We start from the raw sequence: 19,489 nt of genomic DNA on the forward strand, positions 1-19,489 counted from the left end.
CAAGAGCGCGCGCGGACGAGGTCAGAGCGTGAGAATGCGCGGGCCGTCCTCGGTGACCGCGACCGTGTGCTCCCAGTGCGCGGCCCGCGAGCCGTCGGAGGTCACGACGGTCCACTCGTCGGCGAGGATCCGGGTCTTGGTGGTGCCAAGCGTCAGCATGGGCTCGATGGCCAGCACCGAACCGGCCACCAGGAAGGGGCCGCGGCCGGGCTGGCCCTCGTTGGGCAGGAACGGGTCCATGTGCATCTGCCTGCCGATGCCGTGTCCGCCGTACCCGGCGACGATGCCGAAGCGGCGGCCATGGGTGCGCTCGGCGGCGCGGACGCCTTGTTCGATCGCGTGCGAGACGTCGGTGAGGCGGTTGCCGGGGATCATCGCGGCGATACCGGCCTCCATCGACTGCTTGGTGGCCGCCGAGAGTGCCTCGTCCATCGGGATCAGCGAGCCGATGCCGAAGGTGACCGCGGCATCGCCGTGCCAGCCGTCGATGATCGCTCCGCAGTCGACGGACACCAGGTCCCCGGGCGCCAGCTTCTCGTCGGCCGAGGGAATGCCGTGCACCACACGGTCGTTGACCGACGAGCAGATGCTGGCCGGATAGCCGTGGTAGCCGAGGAAGGACGGGACTCCACCCGCCTCGCGGATGACGGTCTCGGCGGCGTCGTCGAAGTCCTTGGTGGACACCCCCGCAACGGCGGCCGCGCGGACCGTTCGCAGCGCTGCGGCCACCACTGCACCGGCAGCGGCCATCGCATCGAGCTCACCCGGGGTGCGGGCGGGCACGGTTTTGCGGCTGCGAAGACGGGGCAGCGAGACCACGGGCGCTCAGCGGCCGAGTGCGCGCAACGCCCGGGCGAACACCTCGTCAAGACTGCCGACGGCGTCGACCGTCTTGAGTTCGCCGCTGTAGTAGTCCAGCAGCGGGGCGGTCTCGTCGCGGTAGACCTTCATCCGGTTGCGGATGACCTCTTCGGTGTCGTCGGCGCGGCCGCGGCCCTTGAGCCGCTCGACCAGCTCGTCCTCGGGCACCCGGAACTCCAGGACAGCGTCGAGCTTGAGGTCCCGGCGGGCCAGCATCTGCTCGAGCGCTTCGGCCTGCTCGACCGAGCGAGGGAAGCCGTCGAGGATGAACCCGCCCGCGACGTCGGCGTCGCCCAGCCGGTCGTCGACCAGGGCGTTGGTCAGGGTGGCCGGAACCAGGTCGCCGGCGTCGAGGTACTTCTGGGCCTCCCGGCCGAGCTCGGTGCCGGTGCTGATGTTGTGTCGGAACAGATCGCCGGTGGAGATCTGCGGGATTCCCAGCTTGTCCGCCAGCTTGACTGCCTGTGTTCCCTTGCCCGCGCCGGGCGGTCCAAGCAAAACGATTCTCACTTGAGGAACCCTTCGTAGTTGCGCTGCATCAGCTGGCTCTCAATCTGTTTGACGGTATCCAAGCCGACGCCGATCATGATCAGAACCGCCGTACCGCCGAAGGGCAGGTTCTGGACGCCGCCGCTGTTGCCGATCTGCAGGAACATGTTCGGCAGAACGGCGATCACACCCAGGTAGATCGAGCCCGGAAGGGTGATCCTGCTCAGCACGTAGCGCAGGTAGTCCGCGGTGGGCTTACCCGGCCGGATGCCTGGGATGAAGCCACCGAACTTCTTCATCTCGTCGGCGCGTTCATCTGGGTTGAACGTGATCGAGACATAGAAGTAGGTGAAGAAGATGATCAGGGCGAAGTAGAGGCCGATGTAGACCGGATCCGCCGGGTTGGTCAGGTAGTTCGCGACGAAGCGGTCCCACCAGTTGTTGCTCGGCGTCTTGCGGCCGCTCTGGATCAGCTGGGTGACCAGTTGCGGGACGTAGATCAGTGACGACGCGAAGATCACCGGGATGACGCCGGCCTGGTTGACCTTCAGCGGCAGGTAGGTCGACGTGCCGCCGTACATCTTGCGGCCCACCATCCGCTTGGCGTACTGCACGGGGATCCGGCGTTGGCCCTGCTCGACGAACACGACGCCAACGATGATGAGCAGCGCAGCGGCGCAGACGGCGGCGAAGACCAGGCCGCCGCGGCTGTCCAGGATGCTCTTGCCCTCAGCCGGGATGCGCGCGGCGATGCCGGCGAAGATCAGCAGCGACATGCCGTTGCCGATGCCGCGTTCGGTGACCAGTTCGCCCATCCACATGACCAGGGCCGCGCCTGCGGTCATCACCAGCACGATGATCACCAGGGCGAAAATGCTCTGGTCGGCGATGATGTCCAGGGTGCAGCCCTGCAGCAGTCCGCCGTTGGCGGCCAGCGCCACGATGCTGGTGGCCTGCAGGATGGCCAGCGCGATCGCCAGGTAACGCGTGTACTGCGTCATCTTGGCCTGACCGGCCTGCCCCTCCTTGCGCAGTTCCTCGAAGCGGGGAATCACCACGCCGAGCAGCTGAACGATGATGCTCGCGGTGATGTAGGGCATGACGCCCACCGCGAACACCGTCAGCTGCAGCAGCGCACCGCCGGAGAATAGGTTGATCAGCGAGTAGACCTGTGCGGCGCTACCACCGCTCACCTGCTCGATGCACTGGTGGACGTTCTTGTAGTTGACCCCTGGGGACGGCAGTGTGGCGCCGACCCGATAGAGGATGACGATGCCCAGCGTGAACAGAATCTTTCGCCTCAGGTCGACCGTCCTGAGTGAAGAGATGAAAGCCGAGAGCACTCTTCCTCCTGGGCAGCCGGACGAAGGTGTCACAGCGTGCCATTGGGGCTGGCCTGGCCAGCGTTTGGGTAATCCTGCCTCGCGCCGATCGCCACCAGCCGTCAGCCGGCAGCATCGCTCGCTCAAACAGTCTACGAGAGTAACAGTTGGCCCTGGCAGGTCGGGAATCCACGCGAGACCATAGCCGCCCCGTCGCATCGGCGGCGTACAATCGCCGATAGCTCGTTATATTGGCTAATAATCGGTGGGGTGGCTTTCGGAGGGCCTGACGAATGACGCGTACCGACAACGACACCTGGGACCTCGCGTCCAGCGTGGGGGCGACCGCGACCATGGTGGCGACCGGTCGCGCGATGGCGACCAAGGATCCGCGGCACCTCATCGACGATCCGTTCGCCGAGCCGCTGGTGCGAGCGGTCGGCATCGATTTCTTCGTCGCGATGATCGACAGCAAGGTCGACGCCTCCCCGTTCGGTGACGACGCACCCGAGCGGGTGGAGGCCATGATCAACGGAATGGCCTTGCGCACCAAGTTCTTCGACGAGTACTTCGTGCGCGTCACCGAAGGCGGAATCCGGCAGGCGGTGATCCTGGCGTCCGGCCTGGATTCGCGCGCCTACCGGTTGCCGTGGCCGTCGGGCACCGTGGTCTACGAAATCGACCAGCCGAAGGTCATCGAGTTCAAGACCGCGGTACTGGCCGATCTCGGCGCCCAGCCGACCGCGCAACGACGCACCGTCGGCATCGACCTGCGCGAGGACTGGCCGTCCGCGCTGAAAGCCACGGGCTTCGACCCGACCGCCCCGACCGCATGGCTGGCCGAGGGTCTGCTGATCTACTTGCCGCCCCATGCGCAGGACCGACTGTTCGACACCATCACCGCGCTGTCTGCGCCGGGCAGCGCCGTGGCCACCGAATACGTGCCCGGCATCGTGGATTTCGACGCGGCCAAGGCCAGGGAGATGGCGTCCAACCTGCGCGACCGCGGACTGGACCTGGACATGCCGTCCCTGGTCTACGCCGGGCCGCGCAGCCACGTCATGGACTACCTGACCGCAAAGGGCTGGGTGGTCTCCGGTGTGCCCGGCCCCAGGACTCCGGACATGGCTCAAGAATTGGTGTGCGGTCGTCGGTGGGATTTGATGCTGTAGCGCAGGGTCAGGTCGGTGCCGGGGTAGACGGTGTTGGTGTCGTTGAGGGCTTGGCAGAGTTCGTCGATGGCGGCGGTGTGGCGGGGCGCGGGTAGCGGGTCGAGGCGGATGTGCAGGGTGTTGGTGTCGTGGTCGGGGATGATGTCGCCGGAGCCGGCCAGTGCGGTGCGGATCAGGGTGTGCGCTTCGTCGTCACCGCGGGTGTAGCCGGTGTCGGTGAGGATCGCCCGGGCCAGCGATTGTGCGGTGTTGAACGCGGCGATGCGGATGGCATGGTGGATCAGCTTGGTTTCGGTGTCGAGGACCTGCTGGCCGGGGTGGATGTAGGCGAGCGGCAACCGGGCGGGGATCGCCTGGTGGGCGGCCTGTGCCGCCTGGAGCGCGGTGTGGGCGGTGTGGGCGTCGGTGTTGATGGTGTTGATCATCGCGTTGGTGAGCACGGTAGTGGTTCCCGGCGGCGGCGTCGACGCGGTCAACAGTTCACGATCCCGGGTGGTTTCGGCCAAATGCAATGCCCGCCTAGCCTTTTCGACCTGCTGGTAGGCGAGCTTCTTGGCCGGGTTGGGCACCATCCGGCCCGGGTCGTCCTGGCCGGCGCGGTAGCTGTCGTGGGAGTCGAGGTCGAAATGCATGCGGGCGTAGCGGTAGTGGTTCTCCTGACGCCAGCGCGATCCCATCCGGTAGCGGATCTGCGCGGCCGGCAGGTCGCGCCGGGTGGTCAGGATGTGCATCTGGCGGGTTCGGGCGCGATCGTGCAGGCTGATCTGGCGCATCGCGAACACCTCACCGGCGCGGGACCCGTCGGTGATGGGCAACTCGACGGGGGTGTCGGCCAGCGCCCAGGTGTGGGTGCGGCCGAGTTCGTCGATATGGGAGTGCTCGGCGAACTGGTGCTCGTCGAGGTCGGCGATCGGGCCTTTGCGCCAGGTCAAGGTGTCGAACCCGGCCGCGTGCAGGTCGGCGAACAACGCCGGTGACCAGCCGCCGCGGTCGAACCCGACCAGCACCCGGCGCTCATCGCCGACCATGGCGCGCAACTCGGGGATCAACCGGCGCAGCTCGGCGGCCAGCGAGGCGCCCGGTTCGGCCATCACCACCAGCAGCGGATCCCCCGCGGCGTCGGCCACCCAGGTTTCCACCGTCGCCGGGGCGGGGAACTTCAACCGCGGCACATGGGTTTTGGCGATCTTGCGGGTGCCCTGATAGGCGCGGACATGCCCGTCGACATACAGCACCGCCGCCTGCTCGGGCCGGTCCTCGACATGACGGGCGGCCATCGCGGCGATCCAGTCGCCGGCCCGACCCGCTTCGGCGAGCAGCCCGATCTTGCGGCGGATCGTCTTGACCTCCGGGGCCCGGTCCAAACCCAACACCCGCCCCAACGCGGGCGGGTCGATCCGGGCGGCGCCCTCGGCGCGAGCCTCGCCCAACAGGGCGCGGAACACCCCCTCGCACAACATCGCATCCAGCGAATAGAACCCGTTGGGCAACCCGCCGTAGACGGTGTGCGCGCACTCGAGCAGCCCCGTCGCGGCCAGCGCGGGCAGCGCGAGTAACACCCCGGCCAGCGGGGCCCGCCCGCACGGCGTGAACACCGGTGGCGCGTACGGGATCAACCCGAACCGCGCCAACGCGCGCTCCCCGCAGCGGTCGACCGGATCAGCCAACACCGGCACCTCGGTGTTGGCAGCAGCAGCGCCAGTGTCGGTGACCGGCACATCGGACATCATTGCCGGGCAATCCTGCTCGGCTTCCACCTCGATCTCGACCTCGGCTTCCACCTCGATCTCGACCTCGGGTTCGACCGCGATCTGCGGTTCCGACAGCAGGTGAGCATCCGAACCCGTTGAGGCGCCAGGCTCTTCGGTGTCGGTGTCGGTGTCGGTGTCGGTGTCGGTGTCGGTGTCGGTGTCGGTGTCGGTGTCGGTGAGCGCGTTGCGGACGCTACCCGCCGACACCCCGGTCGCCGCGGCGATGGCGCGGTAGGACGCCCCACCGTCGCGTAACCGGCGGATCGCGGCGACGGTGTCGGCGGTCAGTTTCGACTTGCGTTTGGGGCCCTTGCGTTCGCCGAGCAGCCCGGCCATACCGCCGTCGGTGAGCCGGGCCTCCCAGCGCCGCACCGTGGCCGGTGTCACCGCGAACGCCTCGGCGACCTGCAGCTGGGTGGCCGCCTTGATCCGCATCAGCGACACCGCCGCGAACCGGCGCCCCGCGGCGTCACCGGCGTCCCACGCGTAGACCAGATTGCCGTGCACGAACACCCGGCCACCGTCATCGTCCTCGACGATCGCCGCGGCCGTGCCGACCGGGCGCGCATCCTCGGGCACCAGCGGCAGGGGCGGCTGCACGGTCATCACGGTCATCGTCCACCACCCCCCGTAATCGCGCGAAATAGCTATTTCTATTATTAATCATAGAAGCCAAAGTCGTGCGCCGACACACCGAGAAATCCGCAGATCAGAGCACTAAATTACCGACCGGAACACAGGCCCTATGTCAGGAGTCCTGGGCCCAGAGTTGTTCCGGCGCAACGGCCTTCCCGTGCCTGATCGGCAGGGCTACGACCCGCTGGGTGAGATCGTCTACGTCAGCGCCGCGTTGGACTCCTGACCTCACCGGACCCGGTGCCCACACGCGGCCTCAGAAGCGGCTGTCGCCCCACCACAGGACGCTGGTTCCGGTGATCGCACGCTCACCGTGGTCGATCGCTCCCCTGATCGACTGGCCGACGAGCAATGCCACCGCTTCGGGTAGTGACGCCGCAGCGGGCTGCGATGACGCCCTGGGACGCAGGAAGTCCCGCAGCGACGAGCCGGGCAGGCTGACCAGTTCGACCTCGGCATCCGGATCCAGGCCGGCAAGGGCCTTCGCGCGGTCCACGGCCGCGCGAAAGCCGCCGAGCTCGTCGACCAGACCGTGCGCGTGCGCGTCGGCACCGGTCCACACCCGCCCGCGCGCCACCGCGTCGACCGCCTCGACGGACATCGAGCGCGCTTCGGCGACCCGGTGCACGAAATCGGTGTAGAACAGGTCGGCCTCGGCTTCCACCATGGCCTGCTGCTCTTCGGTGAACGGCGCGTTGGCCGACCATGCATCCGCATTGTCGTTGGTGCGCACCGAATCCGAGCCGACCCCGAGGCGCTCCTTGAGTTCGCGCGCGATCAGCTTGCCGGTCACCACCCCGATGGAGCCGGTGATGGTTGCCGGGTTGGCGACGATGGCGTCGGCCCCCATCGACACGTAGTAGCCGCCCGAGGCGGCCACCGCACCCATCGACGCCACCACCGGTTTGCCCTTGTGCCGGAGCCGGGCCACTTCGCGCCAGATCGTCTCCGAGCCCGTCACCGAGCCGCCCGGACTGTCGACGCGCAGCACCACCGCCGCGATGTCGTCGGCCGCGCCGGCCCGGCGCAGCGCGGCGGCGATGGTGTCCCCGCCCGCGCTGGACCGCCCGAACGGCGAAAGCTGGGGCCCACCGCGGCCGCTCACGATCGGGCCGGCGACGGTGACCACCGCGATCGCCGGCTTCTTGCGGCCCGGGAGCGACGGCATCGGCACCGGCGGCCCGCTCTTACGGATCTGGGCGTAGCGGGACAGATACAGCCGCGGCGGGGCGTTGTCGCCGGAGTCGGCATCACCGTTCTCCGGTGAAACACCTTCCACACCAACGAGTTCGGCGATGCGGCTGTAGGCTTCGTCGCGAAAGCCGATGCGATCGACCAGGTGTCCGGTCACCGCGTCGTCGCGCAGCAGCGGTGCGCGGTTGGCCAACTCGTCGACAGCGGACACCTCGATGCCGCGCGACTCGGCGATGGCCTGCCACACCTGGGCGTGCAGGCTTTCGATGAGCCGTGAGTCAGCTTCCCGGTGCGCCTCGGTGTAGTGGTCCTGGGTGAACAGGTTCGCCGCCGATTTGTACTCGCCGCGGGCGACGAACTGCGCTTGGATCCCGGCCTTGTCCAGCGCGTCGCGCAGGAACAGCGCGTTGGTGGCGAAGCCGACCAGCCCGACGGTTCCCGACGGCTGCATCCACACCTCGCCGAACGCCGAGGCCAGGTAGTACGACAGCGTGCCCGGGTAGGTCTCGGCCCACACCAGCGACGGCTTCCGTTCGGTGAATGCCGCGATCGCTTCGCGAAGTTCCTGCACTGGGGCGGCCGGCGCGGCCGAAACCTGCACCCTGGCAATCAATCCCGCGACACGATCGTCCTCGGTGGCGCGGTGGATGGCGGCGACGGCATCGCGAAGCAGCAGTGGCCGCCCGCCCCCGGTGATGAAGGTCAGCGGGTCGAACCCCGCCGTCTCCGGAGGAACGGACTGCACGTCGAACTCGAGGACGACGCCGGCGGGCACCCCGTGGTGGCGGGCAGTGTCGAGGCGGCGCAACGCATCGCGAACGTCGTCGGGACCCGGAATTCCGGGCAGAAAGGCGAACATGCCTTCGAGGCTACCGTGGGCCAACATCGTCCCCTTTCCAGCGACCAGGCATACGAAAACGCCCCCGCCGTCCGGCGAGGGCGTTTCACGGCGTCCGATCTAGAGTTCGGTGACCGAACCGCCTGCGGCGGTGATCGCCTCGCGGGCGCTGCCGCTGAACTTGTGCGCGGTCACGTCAGCCTTAGCGGTCAGCTTGCCGTCGCCGAGGACCTTGACGAGCACGTTCTTGCGAACCAGGCCGCGGGCGACCAGCTCATCGATGCCGATGGTGCCCCCCTCGGGGAAGGCCCGGCTGATGTCGCCGACGTTCACGACGGCGTACTCGGTGCGGAACCGATTCTTGAAGCCCTTGAGCTTCGGCAGCCGCATGTGGATCGGCATTTGGCCACCCTCGAAGCCCACCGGCACGTTCTTGCGGGCACCGGTGCCCTTGGTGCCGCGGCCGGCGGTCTTGCCCTTCGAGCCCTCGCCGCGACCCACGCGGGTCTTGGCGGTCTTGGAGCCGGGGGCCGGCTTCAGGTCGTGCAGTTTGATGACGCTCATTTGACTTCCTCAACCTCGACGAGGTGGTGGACGACCTTGATCAGTCCACGGGTCTGCGGGTTGTCCTCGCGGACCACCGACTGACGGATCTTCTTCAGGCCCAGCGACCGCAGGCTCTCACGCTGGTTCCAGCGCGTGCCGACGGTGCCTCGCACCTGGGTGATCTTCAGCTCTGCCATGGTTATGCGCTTCCCTCACGCGCTGCCGCAGCGGCGAGCGCTTCGCTTTCCCGACGTGCGCGCAGCATGCCGGCCGGCGCGACGTCTTCGATCGGCAGCCCGCGGCGGGCGGCCACCTCTTCGGGACGCTGCAGCAGCTTGAGCGCGGTCACGGTGGCGTGCACCACGTTGATCGCGTTGTCGCTGCCCAGCGACTTGGCCAGGACGTCATGCACGCCAGCGCATTCGAGCACGGCACGGCAGGCGCCGCCGGCGATCACACCGGTACCTGGGCTGGCCGGACGCAGCATGACCACACCGGCGGCGGCCTCGCCCTGAACCGGATGGGTGATGGTGCCGCCGATCAGCGGGACGCGGAAGAAGTTCTTGCGGGCTTCCTCGACACCCTTGGCAATCGCGGCGGGCACCTCCTTGGCCTTGCCATAGCCGACGCCGACCAGGCCGTGGCCGTCACCGACGATGACCAGTGCGGTGAAGCTGAACCGGCGACCACCCTTGACGACCTTGGACACGCGGTTGATCGTGACAACCCGCTCCAGGTAGTTGCTCTTCTCGGCGTTGTCGCGACCGCCACGGCCACCACGGTCGTCACGGCGACCACGGCCACCGCGATCGCCCCGGTCGTCACGCCCTCCGCGCTGCTCGTCGGTGCGGGTGCCAGCGCTGGGGCCGCCGGTGTTGGCGACCACCGGGGCCTCCGAAGTCTGGTCCGCCATCATGCGGTCCTTCCGTTGTCCGTCTTCATCAGAATTTGAGTCCGTTCTCGCGGGCAGCGTCGGCCAGCGCCGCGACGCGCCCGCCGTAGGTGTTGCCACCGCGGTCGAACACGACGGCCTCGATGCCGGCAGCCTTGGCGCGCTCGGCGATCAGCTGGCCGACCCGCACGCTGCGGGCCTTCTTGTCGCCCTCGACGGCGCGGACGTCGGCCTCGATGGACGAAGCCGCCGCCAGCGTGGTGCCGTTGTCGTCGTTGACCAGCTGCACGTGGATGTGCCGCGAGGAGCGGTTGACCACGAGGCGGGGCCGCTCGGCGGTGCCGACGACCTTCTTGCGCAACCGGGTGTGCCGGCGCAGCCGGGAGACCCGGCGGGCGGCCGAGACGCTGGTGCCAACCGGCGTGTGGCCGGTGGCGGTCTGTGCTTGAGCCATGGGTTACTTACCTGTCTTTCCGACCTTGCGGCGGATCTGCTCACCTTCGTAGCGCACGCCCTTGCCCTTGTACGGGTCCGGGCGGCGCAGCCGACGGATGTTCGCCGAGATCTGGCCGACCTTCTGCTTGTCGATACCGGAGATCGAGAACTTGGTGGGGGTCTCCACCGCGAAGGTGATTCCCTCGGGGGCCTCGATGACCACCGGATGGCTGTACCCGAGCGCGAACTCGAGGTTGTTGCCCTTGAGCTGCACGCGGTAGCCGACGCCGAAGATCTCCATCTTGGTGGTGTAACCCTCGGTCACTCCGGTCACCAGGTTGGACACCAGCGTCCGGGACAGACCGTGCAGCGAGCGGCTACGCCGCTCGTCGTCCGGCCGGGTCACCACGATCGCGCCATCGTCGTTGCGCGACACCGTGATCGGCTCGGCGATCTCCAGCGCCAGCGCGCCCTTGGGGCCCTTGACCGACAGGTTCTGCCCGTCGATCGTGATGTCGACACCGGCGGGAACCGGTACCGGCTGCTTTCCAATACGTGACATGTCTAGTTACCTCTCACCACACGTACGCGAGGACTTCGCCGCCCACGCCCTGTCGGGCTGCTTGGCGGTCGGTCAGCAGGCCCGAGGACGTGGAGATGATGGCCACGCCCAGCCCGCCGAGCACCCGCGGCAGATTGGTGGATTTCGCGTAGACCCGCAGACCGGGCTTGGACACCCGGCGCAGACCGGCGAGGCTGCGCTCACGGTTGGGGCCGTACTTGAGCTTGACGACCAACGCCTTACCGACCCGGGCATCCTCGGTGCGGAAGTCGCTGATGTATCCCTCGCTCTTGAGGATCTCGGCGATGTTGGCCTTGATCTTCGAGTGCGGCAGGGTCACCTCGTCGTGATACGCCGAATTGGCGTTGCGCAGACGTGTCAAGAAGTCTGCGATCGGGTCCGTCATAGTCATGACTGGGCCTGTCTACCTTCCTCGCAGCGGTTCCCTGCTGGGCCTGCTGCGCACCTGTTCTGTAAGGGTCTGTGGGTCTTCGGGGTCGAAGAGCCGATTACCAGCTGGACTTCTGCACACCGGGCAGTTCGCCGGCGTGCGCCATCTCGCGCAGGCAGATCCGGCACAGGCCGAACTTGCGGTACACGGCGTGCGGACGGCCGCAGCGATTGCAGCGGGTGTAGGCCCGCACGGCGAACTTCGGCTTCCTGTTGGCCTTGATGACCAGCGCCTTCTTTGCCATTGCTCAGTTCTCCTTGAACGGGAAGCCCAGCGCCCGCAACAGCGCCCGACCCTCGTCGTCGTTGGTCGCCGAAGTGACGACGGTGATGTCCATGCCCCGGGGCCGGTCGATGGAGTCCACGTCGATCTCGTGGAACACCGACTGCTCGGCGAGTCCGAAGGTGTAGTTGCCGTGGCCGTCGAACTGCTTGGGGCTCAGACCGCGAAAGTCGCGGATACGCGGCAGCGCGATCGAGACCAGGCGGTCCAGGAACTCCCACATCCGGTCACCGCGCAGGGTCACCCGCGCGCCGATCGGCATGCCCTCGCGGAGCTTGAACTGCGCGATGGACTTGCGGGCCTTGCGGATCTCCGGCTTCTGGCCGGTGATCAGCGCCAGGTCGTTGACCGCGCCGTTGATCAGCTTGGCGTCGCGGGCGGCGTCACCGACACCCATGTTGACGACGACCTTGACCACGCCGGGGATCTGCATCACGTTGGCGTAGTTGAACTCTTTGTTCAGCGCGTCCTTGATCTCCTCGCGGTACCGCGCCTTCAGCCGGGGCTGAACCTTCGCAGTGTCTTCTACAGTCGTCATCGCCCTCAAATATCCTTGCCGTTGCGCTTCGAAATGCGGACCCGCTTGCCGGTCTCCTCGTCGACGCGGTAACCGATGCGGGTCGGCTTGCCGTCGGAGTCCACGACCATCACGTTGGAGACGTGGATCGGCGCTTCCTGCGTGACGATGCCGCCCGAGGAGGCGCCGCGCTCGTTGGCCGACTGCGCGGTGTGCTTCTTGATGCGGTTGACACCCTCGACCAGGACGCGGTTGCGATCCGGGAAGGCCCGCAGGACCTTGCCCTTGGCGCCCTTGTCCTTACCGGCGGTGACCAGCACGGTGTCGCCTTTGTGAACCTTCATTTACAAAACCTCCGGAGCCAGGGAGACGATCTTCATGAAGCGCTTCTCGCGCAGCTCGCGCCCGACCGGGCCGAAGATGCGGGTGCCGCGCGGGTCGTTGTCGGCCTTGATGATGACCGCGGCGTTCTCGTCGAACTTGATGTAGCTGCCGTCGGCGCGACGACGCTCCTTGACGGTGCGCACGACGACGGCCTTGACCACATCACCGCGCTTCACGTTGCCGCCGGGGATGGCGTCCTTCACGGTCGCCACGATGACGTCGCCGATGCCGGCGTAGCGCCGCGACGAGCCACCCAGCACACGGATGCACAAGATCTCCTTGGCGCCCGTGTTGTCGGCGACCTTGAGCCGCGATTCCTGCTGAATCACTAGATCTCCTCGGATCTGTCAGTCTGTGCACGGCAAAATCCCTCTGGACAAGCCAAAAGGAACTTGACGTGCGCGGTCTTTGTCACCGAAGGGCACGCAGGGCCAACCTGAATTCGAGTGAAGATTCGAGTCCGGCCAGCCGAGGTCTGCCCTAGGCAACCCCTAAATACTAGGCGACGGGCCGAAAAGCTCCAAATCCGTGCTCAGCGGCACTCTGCGGGCCCCGGACGGGACTCAGTCCAGGTCGGCCACGCACCGGAACCCGATGTGCGTGGTGGAGCTGTCCTGCGACTGCGGCGAGCGCGCGGCGGGCCGGTAGCGGTGGCAGTACTCCGGCGCGCACAGGTACGAGCCGCCCTTGAGGGTCTGGCTGACGGCAGGGTCGGGGTCCGCCGGCGGCGGGCAGCAGGAGTTCTGCTGCTGCGGCAGGTGGTAGGCCGAGAACCGCGTGGTGGTCCACTCCCACACGTTGCCGATCATGTCGAACAGGCCGAACCCGTTGGCCGGGAAGGTGCCCACCGGCGAGGTGCCCACCCAGCCCAGCGCGCCCTCGTTGCGATAGGGGAAGTGGCCCTGCCAGATGTTGGCCATCAGGGCGCCATCGACGGTCGGCTCGTCTCCCCAGGAGTAGGTGCTGTCGCTTCCGCCCCGCGCCGCGTACTCGAACTCCGCCTCGGTGGGCAGCCGCCGCCCGGCCCAGGCCGCGTAGGCCGCGGCGTCGGGATAGGCCACCTGCACCACCGGGTGGTCCGCCCGGCCGGTGACGTCGCTGCCGGCCCCGAACGGCTGACGCCAGCAGGCGCCAGGAGCCCAGTCCCACCACTGCCGCCAGTCGCGCAAATCGACCGGGCCCGGCGTGGGCTTGAACACCAGGGCGCCGGGCAGCAGATCCTCCTCGGCGACGCCGGGGTACAGCGCCGGGTCCAGCGGCTTCTCGGCGACGGTGAGGTAGCCGGTGGCGGCGACGAACTCGGCGAACTGGGCGTTGGTCACCGGATGGCGCTCGATCGCGAACGCGTGCACCGTCGCGGCATGCACCGGCGCTTCCTCGGGGTAGAAGTCGACCGATCCCATCCGGAACGATCCGCCGGGCAACTCGACGAGCTCAGTGGCCATCATCTCAGCAGCGCCACGACCCCGACCAGCGCACCCAACCGGTGAAAAACTCTGCTGTTCATCGCCTGAATCGTAGGCAGTGCAGCGCTTCAGGCAGCGACGAACCGCCGAATTGTCGAATTCGCTTTTTACACGGAAAAGCCCACCGCCCCGGCAGGGCGATGGGCTCTTCGAACGCGCGGCTACTTGGCCTTCTCGAGGATGTCCACGAGGCGCCAACGCTTGGTGGCCGACAGCGGACGGGTCTCCATCAGCGAGACCCGGTCGCCGATACCGGCGACGCCGTTCTCGTCGTGGGCCTTGACCTTCTTGGTCGTGCGGATGATCTTGCCGTACTTGGGGTGCTGCACGCGCGACTCGAGCTCGACCACGATGGTCTTCTGCATCTTGTCACTGACCACGTAGCCGATCACGGTCTTGCGCCGACCGCGGGGCTTCTCGGTGGCCGGGGTGCGCGCGGGGCCGGCCGGTTTTGAAGCGTTCTCTGCCATCACGATTCCTCACCATCGGGTCCGGAAGCCAGACCCAGTTCACGTTCGCGCAGCACCGTGTAGATGCGTGCGATCTCCTGCCGGACCGTGCGAAGCCGGCGATTGTTGGCCAGCTGCCCGGTGGCCATCTGGAAGCGCAGATTGAACAGCTCTTCCTTCGACTCCCGCAGCTTCTCGGTCAACTCGTCGTCGGTCAGTTCGCGCAGTTCGCCGGCGCTGACGCCCACTGCCATCAGAACTGCTCCTCTCGGGTCACGATGCGTGCCTTGATCGGCAACTTGTGGATCGCGCGGGTCAGGGCTTCCCTGGCGATCTTCTCGTCGGGGTAGCTCAGCTCGAACAGCACGCGGCCGGGCTTGACGTTGGACACCCACCACTCCGGTGAGCCCTTGCCCGAACCCATGCGGGTTTCCGCGGGCTTCTTGGTCAGCGGACGGTCCGGGAAGATGTTGATCCACACCTTGCCGCCCCGCTTGATGTGCCGGTTGATGGCGATACGAGCGGACTCGATCTGCCGGTTGGTGACATAGGCGTGCTCCAGCGCCTGGATGCCGTAGTCACCAAACGTCACCGAGGTGCCGCCGCTGGCAATACCACGCTGCTTGGGGTGGTGTTGCTTGCGGTGCTTGACTTTACGGGGAATCAACATGATTCAGCTCTCCGTACTCTCGGCGGCCGGCTGGACAGCCGGCGCCTCTGCCGTCACCGGGACGGCGGATTCAGCGGTCTCCGCGGTGCCTTCGCTGGCCGCGCGGCCGGCTTCGGTGCTCGTCGCGGTGGTACCCGACGCACCGCTACGACGCGGACGGGCAGCACCCGACGGACGTTCACGGCGCGGACGGTCGGCGGCCGGTGCGGCGGCGGTCAGCTCACGCTTGCCACCGACGATGTCGCCCTTGTAGATCCACACCTTCACGCCGATGCGGCCGAACGTGGTCTTGGCCTCGTACAGCCCGTAGTCGATGTCGGCGCGCAGGGTGTGCAGCGGCACGCGGCCTTCGCGATAGAACTCCGAGCGGCTCATCTCGGCGCCGCCGAGGCGGCCCGAGCACTGCACCCGGATGCCCTTGACGTTGGGCTGCCGCATGGCCGACTGGATCGCCTTGCGCATCGCGCGACGGAACGCCACGCGGTTGCTCAGCTGCTCGGCCACCCCCTGGGCGACCAGCTGCGCCCGCGACTCGGGGTTTTTGACCTCGAGGATGTTCAGCTGCACCTGCTTGCCGGTCAGCTTCTCCAGGTCGGCGCGGATGCGGTCGGCCTCGGTGCCGCGGCGGCCGATGACGATGCCGGGCCGCGCGGTGTGGATATCAACGCGAACCCGGTCACGGGTGCGCTCGATCTCCACGTCGGCGATGCCGGCGCGCTCCAGACCGGTGGCCAGCAAGCGCCGGATCGCCACGTCTTCCTTGACGTACTCGGCGTACTGCTTGTCGGCGTACCACCGGGACTTCCAGTCGGTGGTGATACCGAGCCGGAAGCCGTGGGGATTGATTTTCTGGCCCACTACTCCGAGCCCTCCTTCGTCTCGTCGGCCTTGGCAGCCGGGGCCTTGGTTGCGGCCTTCTTGGCCGGAGCCGTCGCGCTACCCGATGTCGCCGCCCGGGCGGCTCCAGCAGCCTTGCTGCCCGCGGCGCGGCGCGACCGTGCCGAGTCGGCCGAGCGCTCCTTGCGCTCGGGACGACTCTCGACGATCACGGTGATGTGGCTGGTGCGCTTGCGGATCCGGTACGCACGGCCCTGCGCGCGGGCGCGAATACGCTTGGCGGTCGGGCCCTCGTCGGCGTAGACGGTGGCGACCACCAGGGTCGCCGGGTCCAGCCCGTCGTTGTTCTGCGCGTTGGCCGCAGCGCTGGCGATCACCTTGGCGACCGGCTCGCTGGCCGCCTGGGGAGCCCAGCGCAGGATGTCGAGGGCCTCTTCGACCGACTTGCCGCGCACCAGGTCGATGACCCGGCGCGCCTTGCTGGCCGAGACGTGCACGAAGCGCGCCTTGGCGGTCGCCGACGGATACTCAGTCGTCGTAGTCATTACCGCCTCTTGCTCTTCCGGTCGTCCTTGATGTGACCCTTGAACGTCCGCGTCGGGGCGAACTCGCCCAGCTTGTGGCCGACCATGGCTTCGGTGACGAACACCGGCACGTGCTTGCGACCGTCGTGGACGGCGAAGGTATGACCGATGAAGTCAGGAATGATGGTCGAACGACGCGACCAGGTCTTGATGACCTGCTTGGTGTTCTTCTCGTTCTGAACGTCGACCTTCTTGAGCAGATGGTCGTCGACGAACGGACCCTTCTTCAGGCTGCGTGGCATTGTCTACTCCCCTGCCTAGCGCTTCTTGCCGGTGCGCCGGCGGCGGACGATGAGCTTGTCGCTCGGCTTGTTGGGCTTGCGGGTGCGGCCCTCGGGCTTGCCCCACGGGCTGACCGGGTGGCGACCACCGGAGGTCTTGCCTTCACCACCACCATGCGGGTGGTCGACCGGGTTCATCACAACACCACGAACGGTGGGACGCTTGCCCTTCCACCGCATGCGGCCGGCCTTGCCCCAGTTGATGTTGGCCTGCTCGGCGTTGCCGACCTCGCCCACGGTGGCGCGGCAGCGCACGTCGACGCGGCGGATCTCACCCGACGGCATACGCAGGGAGGCGTGGGCGCCTTCCTTGCCCAGCAGCTGGATGCTCGAGCCGGCCGAGCGGGCCAGCTTGGCACCGCCGCCGGGACGCAGCTCGACGGCGTGGATGACCGTACCGGCCGGGATGTTGCGCAGCGGCAGGTTGTTACCGGGCTTGATGTCGGCGTTGGCGCCCGACTCCACGATGTCGCCCTGCGAAAGACCCTGCGGCGCAACGATGTAACGCTTCTCGCCGTCCAGGTAGTGCAGCAGCGCGATGTTCGCGGTGCGGTTCGGGTCGTACTCGATGTGGGCGACCTTGGCGTTGACGCCGTCCTTGTCGTTACGCCGGAAGTCGATCACCCGGTAGGCGCGCTTGTGCCCACCGCCCTTGTGCCGGGTGGTGATCCGGCCGTGCGCGTTGCGGCCACCGGTGCCGTGCAGCGGACGGATCAGCGACTTCTCCGGAGTCGAGCGAGTGATCTCGGCGAAATCGGAGACGCTGGCACCGCGGCGACCGGGGGTCGTCGGCTTGTACTTGCGAATTCCCATGTTCTCGTTCCTGAGTTTCTTTCGTGCCGGCTAGGCCGGTGCTCCGAAGAGGTCGATCGGCTTGCTGCCGGGGGCCAGGGTCACGATCGCGCGCTTGGTGCTCTTACGCTTGCCGAGCCCGGTGCGGGTGCGCTTGCGCTTGCCCTGCCGGTTGGCGGTGTTCACCGAGTCGACCTTGACCTTGAAGATCTTCTCGATGGCGATCTTGATCTGCGTCTTGTTCGAATTCGGGTGCACCACGAACGTGTACACGTTGTCCTCGATCAACCCGTAGGACTTCTCGGAGATGACCGGGGCCAAGATGATGTCGCGGGGATCAGTCACTGTCGCCATCAGGCCGAAACCTCCTCGGCGGTCTGGGTGTTCGAGCCGATGTAGGCATCCAGCGCTTCCACGCTGAACACCACGTCGTCGGCGTTGAGCACGTCGTAGGTGTTGAGCTGGTCGGGCGAGATCACATGCACACCAGGCAGGTTGCGCACGCTCTTCGCGCCGACCTCGTCGCTGCGGCCGATCACGATCAGCACCTTGCGGCGGTCGGTCAGTGAGCCCAGGAACGCCTTGGCGCTCTTGGTCGATGGGGTCTGCCCGCCGACCAACTCGGTCACCGCGTGGATCCGCTGGTTGCGGGCCCGGTCGGACAATGCCCCGCGCAGCGCGGCGGCGATCATCTTCTTCGGGGTGCGCTGGCTGTAGTCACGCGGCTGCGGGCCGTGGACGACGCCACCGCCGCTGAACTGCGGGGCGCGGGTCGAACCCTGACGGGCGCGACCGGTGCCCTTCTGCCGGTACGGCTTCTTGCCGCCGCCGGAGACCATCGCGCGGGTCTTGGTGGCGTGTGTGCCCTGACGCTTGGCGGCCAGCTGCGCGGTGACCACCTGGTGCATCAGCGCGATGTTGGGTTCCACATCGAACAGGGCGGCGGGCAGCTCGACGCTGCCGTCCTTCTTGCCGTCCGGGGTATGGACGTCGATCTTCAAAGTCATTACTTCTCACCTCGTTTGACCGCGGTGCGAACCATCACCAGGCCGCCGGTGCGGCCGGGGACCGCACCCTTGATCAACAGCACGCCGTTTTCGGCATCGACCTTGTGCACCAACAGGTTCTGCGTGGTGATGCGGTCGTTGCCCATCCGGCCCGACATGCGAGTGCCCTTGAAGACGCGGCCCGGGGTGGAACAGCCACCGATCGAACCGGGCCGGCGGTGCACCGCCTGGGCGCCGTGGCTGGCGCCCTGGCCGCGGAAGCCGTGACGCTTCATGGTGCCCGCGAAACCCTTGCCCTTGCTGGTGCCCGTGACGTCGACGTAGGTGCCGTCGGCGAAGATGTCCGCCGTCAGCTCCTGGCCGACCTCGTACTCGGCGGCCGCCGCCTCGTCGTCGAGACGCAGCTCGGCCAGGTGCCGGCGGGGGTTGACCCCGGCGGCGTTGTACTGACCGGTCACCGGCTTGTTCACCTTGCGCGGGCTGATCTCGCCGTAGGCCAACTGCACCGCGCTGTAGCCGTCACGCTCGGGCGTGCGGATGCGGGTCACGACGTTCGGGCCGGCCTTGACGACCGTGACCGGAACGACGCGGTTGTTCTCGTCGAACACCTGGGTCATGCCCAGTTTGGTGCCCAAGATTCCTTTGCGTGCCATTTTGTTCGCCGACTCCTACTGGATGTTCACGTCGACGCTGGCCGGCAGGTCGATGCGCATCAGCGCGTCGACCGTCTTCGGCGTCGGGTCGAGGATGTCGATGAGCCGCTTGTGGGTACGCATCTCGAAGTGCTCCCGCGAGTCCTTGTACTTGTGCGGGGAGCGGATGACGCAGTACACGTTCTTTTCCGTCGGCAGCGGCACAGGTCCGACCACGCTGGCGCCGGTACGGGTGACCGTCTCCACGATCTTGCGCGCAGAGGCATCGATGGCCTCATGGTCGTAGGCCTTGAGCCTGATGCGGATCTTTTGTCCCGCCACGCTTCTCCTACCTTCACTCCTGCTTGGTCCCCCCGCAGGGGGACACGGTGGTCAAGCGCTGCCGCCCGAAGGCGTCACGCTGGCTGTCGCCGCCGCT

The 19,489-nt window shown here is 67.5% G+C and carries 28 protein-coding genes; 1 reads left to right on the forward strand and 27 read right to left on the reverse strand.

What is annotated here, in order from left to right:
- Positions 1 to 21: 21 nt before the first annotated feature.
- From map to secY, 3 genes are read right to left on the reverse strand one after another with little or no spacing between them, the layout of a single operon-like run.
- Positions 22 to 819 (reverse strand): type I methionyl aminopeptidase, encoded by a 798-nt coding sequence (gene map, locus K9U37_RS19475; RefSeq protein WP_243073099.1) that lies wholly within the window; start codon positions 817 to 819, stop codon positions 22 to 24.
- Between the two features lie 6 nt (positions 820 to 825).
- Entirely contained in the window at positions 826 to 1,371 is a 546-nt protein-coding gene (locus K9U37_RS19480; protein ID WP_243073100.1) for an adenylate kinase, read from the reverse strand.
- Positions 1,368 to 2,693, reverse strand: coding sequence for a preprotein translocase subunit SecY (gene secY / locus K9U37_RS19485; protein WP_243073101.1), 1,326 nt, complete (start codon positions 2,691 to 2,693; stop codon positions 1,368 to 1,370). The genes K9U37_RS19480 and secY overlap by 4 nt, the downstream gene beginning before the upstream one ends.
- A 272-nt stretch (positions 2,694 to 2,965) precedes the next feature.
- Between secY and K9U37_RS19490 the strand changes: the two genes are divergently transcribed.
- A complete protein-coding gene (locus K9U37_RS19490; protein WP_308197416.1) occupies positions 2,966 to 3,844 on the forward strand; it encodes a class I SAM-dependent methyltransferase in 879 nt (292 codons plus the stop codon).
- Here the strand turns inward: K9U37_RS19490 and K9U37_RS19495 are convergent.
- The 24 genes from K9U37_RS19495 to rpsJ form a co-directional block, all read right to left on the reverse strand.
- Complete coding sequence (locus K9U37_RS19495; RefSeq protein WP_243070580.1) at positions 3,802 to 6,210, reverse strand: putative transposase; 2,409 nt, start codon at positions 6,208 to 6,210, stop codon at positions 3,802 to 3,804. The two genes, K9U37_RS19490 and K9U37_RS19495, sit on opposite strands and share 43 nt — an antisense overlap.
- Before the next feature lie 277 nt (positions 6,211 to 6,487).
- A complete protein-coding gene (gene sppA / locus K9U37_RS19505) occupies positions 6,488 to 8,284 on the reverse strand; it encodes a signal peptide peptidase SppA (protein ID WP_243073102.1) in 1,797 nt (598 codons plus the stop codon).
- Positions 8,285 to 8,383: 99 nt separating this feature from the next.
- Positions 8,384 to 8,827 (reverse strand): 50S ribosomal protein L15, encoded by a 444-nt coding sequence (gene rplO, locus K9U37_RS19510; protein ID WP_243073103.1) that lies wholly within the window; start codon positions 8,825 to 8,827, stop codon positions 8,384 to 8,386.
- Positions 8,824 to 9,006, reverse strand: coding sequence for a 50S ribosomal protein L30 (rpmD, locus tag K9U37_RS19515; protein ID WP_243073104.1), 183 nt, complete (start codon positions 9,004 to 9,006; stop codon positions 8,824 to 8,826). Before rpmD ends, rplO begins: the two co-directional genes overlap by 4 nt.
- Positions 9,007 to 9,008: 2 nt before the next feature.
- Positions 9,009 to 9,725 (reverse strand): 30S ribosomal protein S5, encoded by a 717-nt coding sequence (gene rpsE, locus K9U37_RS19520; RefSeq protein WP_372489543.1) that lies wholly within the window; start codon positions 9,723 to 9,725, stop codon positions 9,009 to 9,011.
- Between the two features lie 25 nt (positions 9,726 to 9,750).
- Positions 9,751 to 10,155, reverse strand: a complete 405-nt coding sequence (rplR, locus tag K9U37_RS19525; RefSeq protein ID WP_243073106.1) for a 50S ribosomal protein L18 — start codon at positions 10,153 to 10,155, stop codon at positions 9,751 to 9,753.
- 3 nt (positions 10,156 to 10,158) lie between these two features.
- Positions 10,159 to 10,698, reverse strand: coding sequence for a 50S ribosomal protein L6 (gene rplF, locus K9U37_RS19530; RefSeq protein WP_243073107.1), 540 nt, complete (start codon positions 10,696 to 10,698; stop codon positions 10,159 to 10,161).
- 13 nt (positions 10,699 to 10,711) lie between these two features.
- The gene (gene rpsH, locus K9U37_RS19535) at positions 10,712 to 11,110 is read right to left on the reverse strand and encodes a 30S ribosomal protein S8 (RefSeq protein ID WP_243073108.1); all 399 of its coding nucleotides are present in this window, start codon (positions 11,108 to 11,110) and stop codon (positions 10,712 to 10,714) included.
- A 97-nt stretch (positions 11,111 to 11,207) separates the two neighbouring features.
- A complete protein-coding gene (locus K9U37_RS19540) occupies positions 11,208 to 11,393 on the reverse strand; it encodes a type Z 30S ribosomal protein S14 (protein WP_243073109.1) in 186 nt (61 codons plus the stop codon).
- A 3-nt stretch (positions 11,394 to 11,396) separates the two neighbouring features.
- Entirely contained in the window at positions 11,397 to 11,969 is a 573-nt protein-coding gene (rplE, locus tag K9U37_RS19545) for a 50S ribosomal protein L5 (RefSeq protein ID WP_243073110.1), read from the reverse strand.
- Positions 11,970 to 11,974: 5 nt separating this feature from the next.
- Complete coding sequence (gene rplX, locus K9U37_RS19550) at positions 11,975 to 12,292, reverse strand: 50S ribosomal protein L24 (protein WP_243073111.1); 318 nt, start codon at positions 12,290 to 12,292, stop codon at positions 11,975 to 11,977.
- Positions 12,293 to 12,661 carry a 50S ribosomal protein L14 gene (gene rplN / locus K9U37_RS19555; protein ID WP_003883432.1) on the reverse strand — a complete coding sequence of 123 codons (369 nt, stop codon included), beginning with the start codon at positions 12,659 to 12,661 and terminating at the stop codon, positions 12,293 to 12,295. It abuts the gene before it with no gap.
- Positions 12,662 to 12,895: 234 nt separating this feature from the next.
- The gene (locus K9U37_RS19560; RefSeq protein ID WP_243073112.1) at positions 12,896 to 13,777 is read right to left on the reverse strand and encodes a formylglycine-generating enzyme family protein; all 882 of its coding nucleotides are present in this window, start codon (positions 13,775 to 13,777) and stop codon (positions 12,896 to 12,898) included.
- A gap of 182 nt (positions 13,778 to 13,959) precedes the next feature.
- The gene (gene rpsQ / locus K9U37_RS19565; RefSeq protein WP_243073113.1) at positions 13,960 to 14,268 is read right to left on the reverse strand and encodes a 30S ribosomal protein S17; all 309 of its coding nucleotides are present in this window, start codon (positions 14,266 to 14,268) and stop codon (positions 13,960 to 13,962) included.
- A complete protein-coding gene (gene rpmC / locus K9U37_RS19570) occupies positions 14,268 to 14,501 on the reverse strand; it encodes a 50S ribosomal protein L29 (RefSeq protein ID WP_243073114.1) in 234 nt (77 codons plus the stop codon). The genes rpsQ and rpmC overlap by 1 nt, the downstream gene beginning before the upstream one ends.
- Positions 14,501 to 14,917, reverse strand: coding sequence for a 50S ribosomal protein L16 (gene rplP, locus K9U37_RS19575; protein ID WP_078018035.1), 417 nt, complete (start codon positions 14,915 to 14,917; stop codon positions 14,501 to 14,503). Before rplP ends, rpmC begins: the two co-directional genes overlap by 1 nt.
- 3 nt (positions 14,918 to 14,920) lie before the next feature.
- A complete protein-coding gene (gene rpsC, locus K9U37_RS19580) occupies positions 14,921 to 15,775 on the reverse strand; it encodes a 30S ribosomal protein S3 (RefSeq protein WP_243073115.1) in 855 nt (284 codons plus the stop codon).
- A complete protein-coding gene (gene rplV, locus K9U37_RS19585; RefSeq protein WP_243073116.1) occupies positions 15,775 to 16,299 on the reverse strand; it encodes a 50S ribosomal protein L22 in 525 nt (174 codons plus the stop codon). Before rplV ends, rpsC begins: the two co-directional genes overlap by 1 nt.
- Positions 16,299 to 16,580 (reverse strand): 30S ribosomal protein S19, encoded by a 282-nt coding sequence (rpsS, locus tag K9U37_RS19590; RefSeq protein ID WP_003892827.1) that lies wholly within the window; start codon positions 16,578 to 16,580, stop codon positions 16,299 to 16,301. The genes rplV and rpsS overlap by 1 nt, the downstream gene beginning before the upstream one ends.
- A gap of 15 nt (positions 16,581 to 16,595) precedes the next feature.
- Positions 16,596 to 17,432 carry a 50S ribosomal protein L2 gene (gene rplB, locus K9U37_RS19595; RefSeq protein ID WP_243073117.1) on the reverse strand — a complete coding sequence of 279 codons (837 nt, stop codon included), beginning with the start codon at positions 17,430 to 17,432 and terminating at the stop codon, positions 16,596 to 16,598.
- A gap of 30 nt (positions 17,433 to 17,462) precedes the next feature.
- Positions 17,463 to 17,765, reverse strand: a complete 303-nt coding sequence (rplW, locus tag K9U37_RS19600) for a 50S ribosomal protein L23 (protein ID WP_243073118.1) — start codon at positions 17,763 to 17,765, stop codon at positions 17,463 to 17,465.
- Positions 17,765 to 18,418 carry a 50S ribosomal protein L4 gene (rplD, locus tag K9U37_RS19605; protein WP_243073119.1) on the reverse strand — a complete coding sequence of 218 codons (654 nt, stop codon included), beginning with the start codon at positions 18,416 to 18,418 and terminating at the stop codon, positions 17,765 to 17,767. Before rplD ends, rplW begins: the two co-directional genes overlap by 1 nt.
- Complete coding sequence (rplC, locus tag K9U37_RS19610) at positions 18,418 to 19,071, reverse strand: 50S ribosomal protein L3 (protein WP_243073120.1); 654 nt, start codon at positions 19,069 to 19,071, stop codon at positions 18,418 to 18,420. Before rplC ends, rplD begins: the two co-directional genes overlap by 1 nt.
- Positions 19,072 to 19,086: 15 nt before the next feature.
- Complete coding sequence (rpsJ, locus tag K9U37_RS19615) at positions 19,087 to 19,392, reverse strand: 30S ribosomal protein S10 (protein ID WP_003883485.1); 306 nt, start codon at positions 19,390 to 19,392, stop codon at positions 19,087 to 19,089.
- Positions 19,393 to 19,489: the final 97 nt, after the last annotated feature.

Source organism: Candidatus Mycolicibacterium alkanivorans, assembly GCF_022760805.1.
GTDB classification, from domain to species: Bacteria; Actinomycetota; Actinomycetes; order Mycobacteriales; family Mycobacteriaceae; genus Mycobacterium; species Mycobacterium alkanivorans.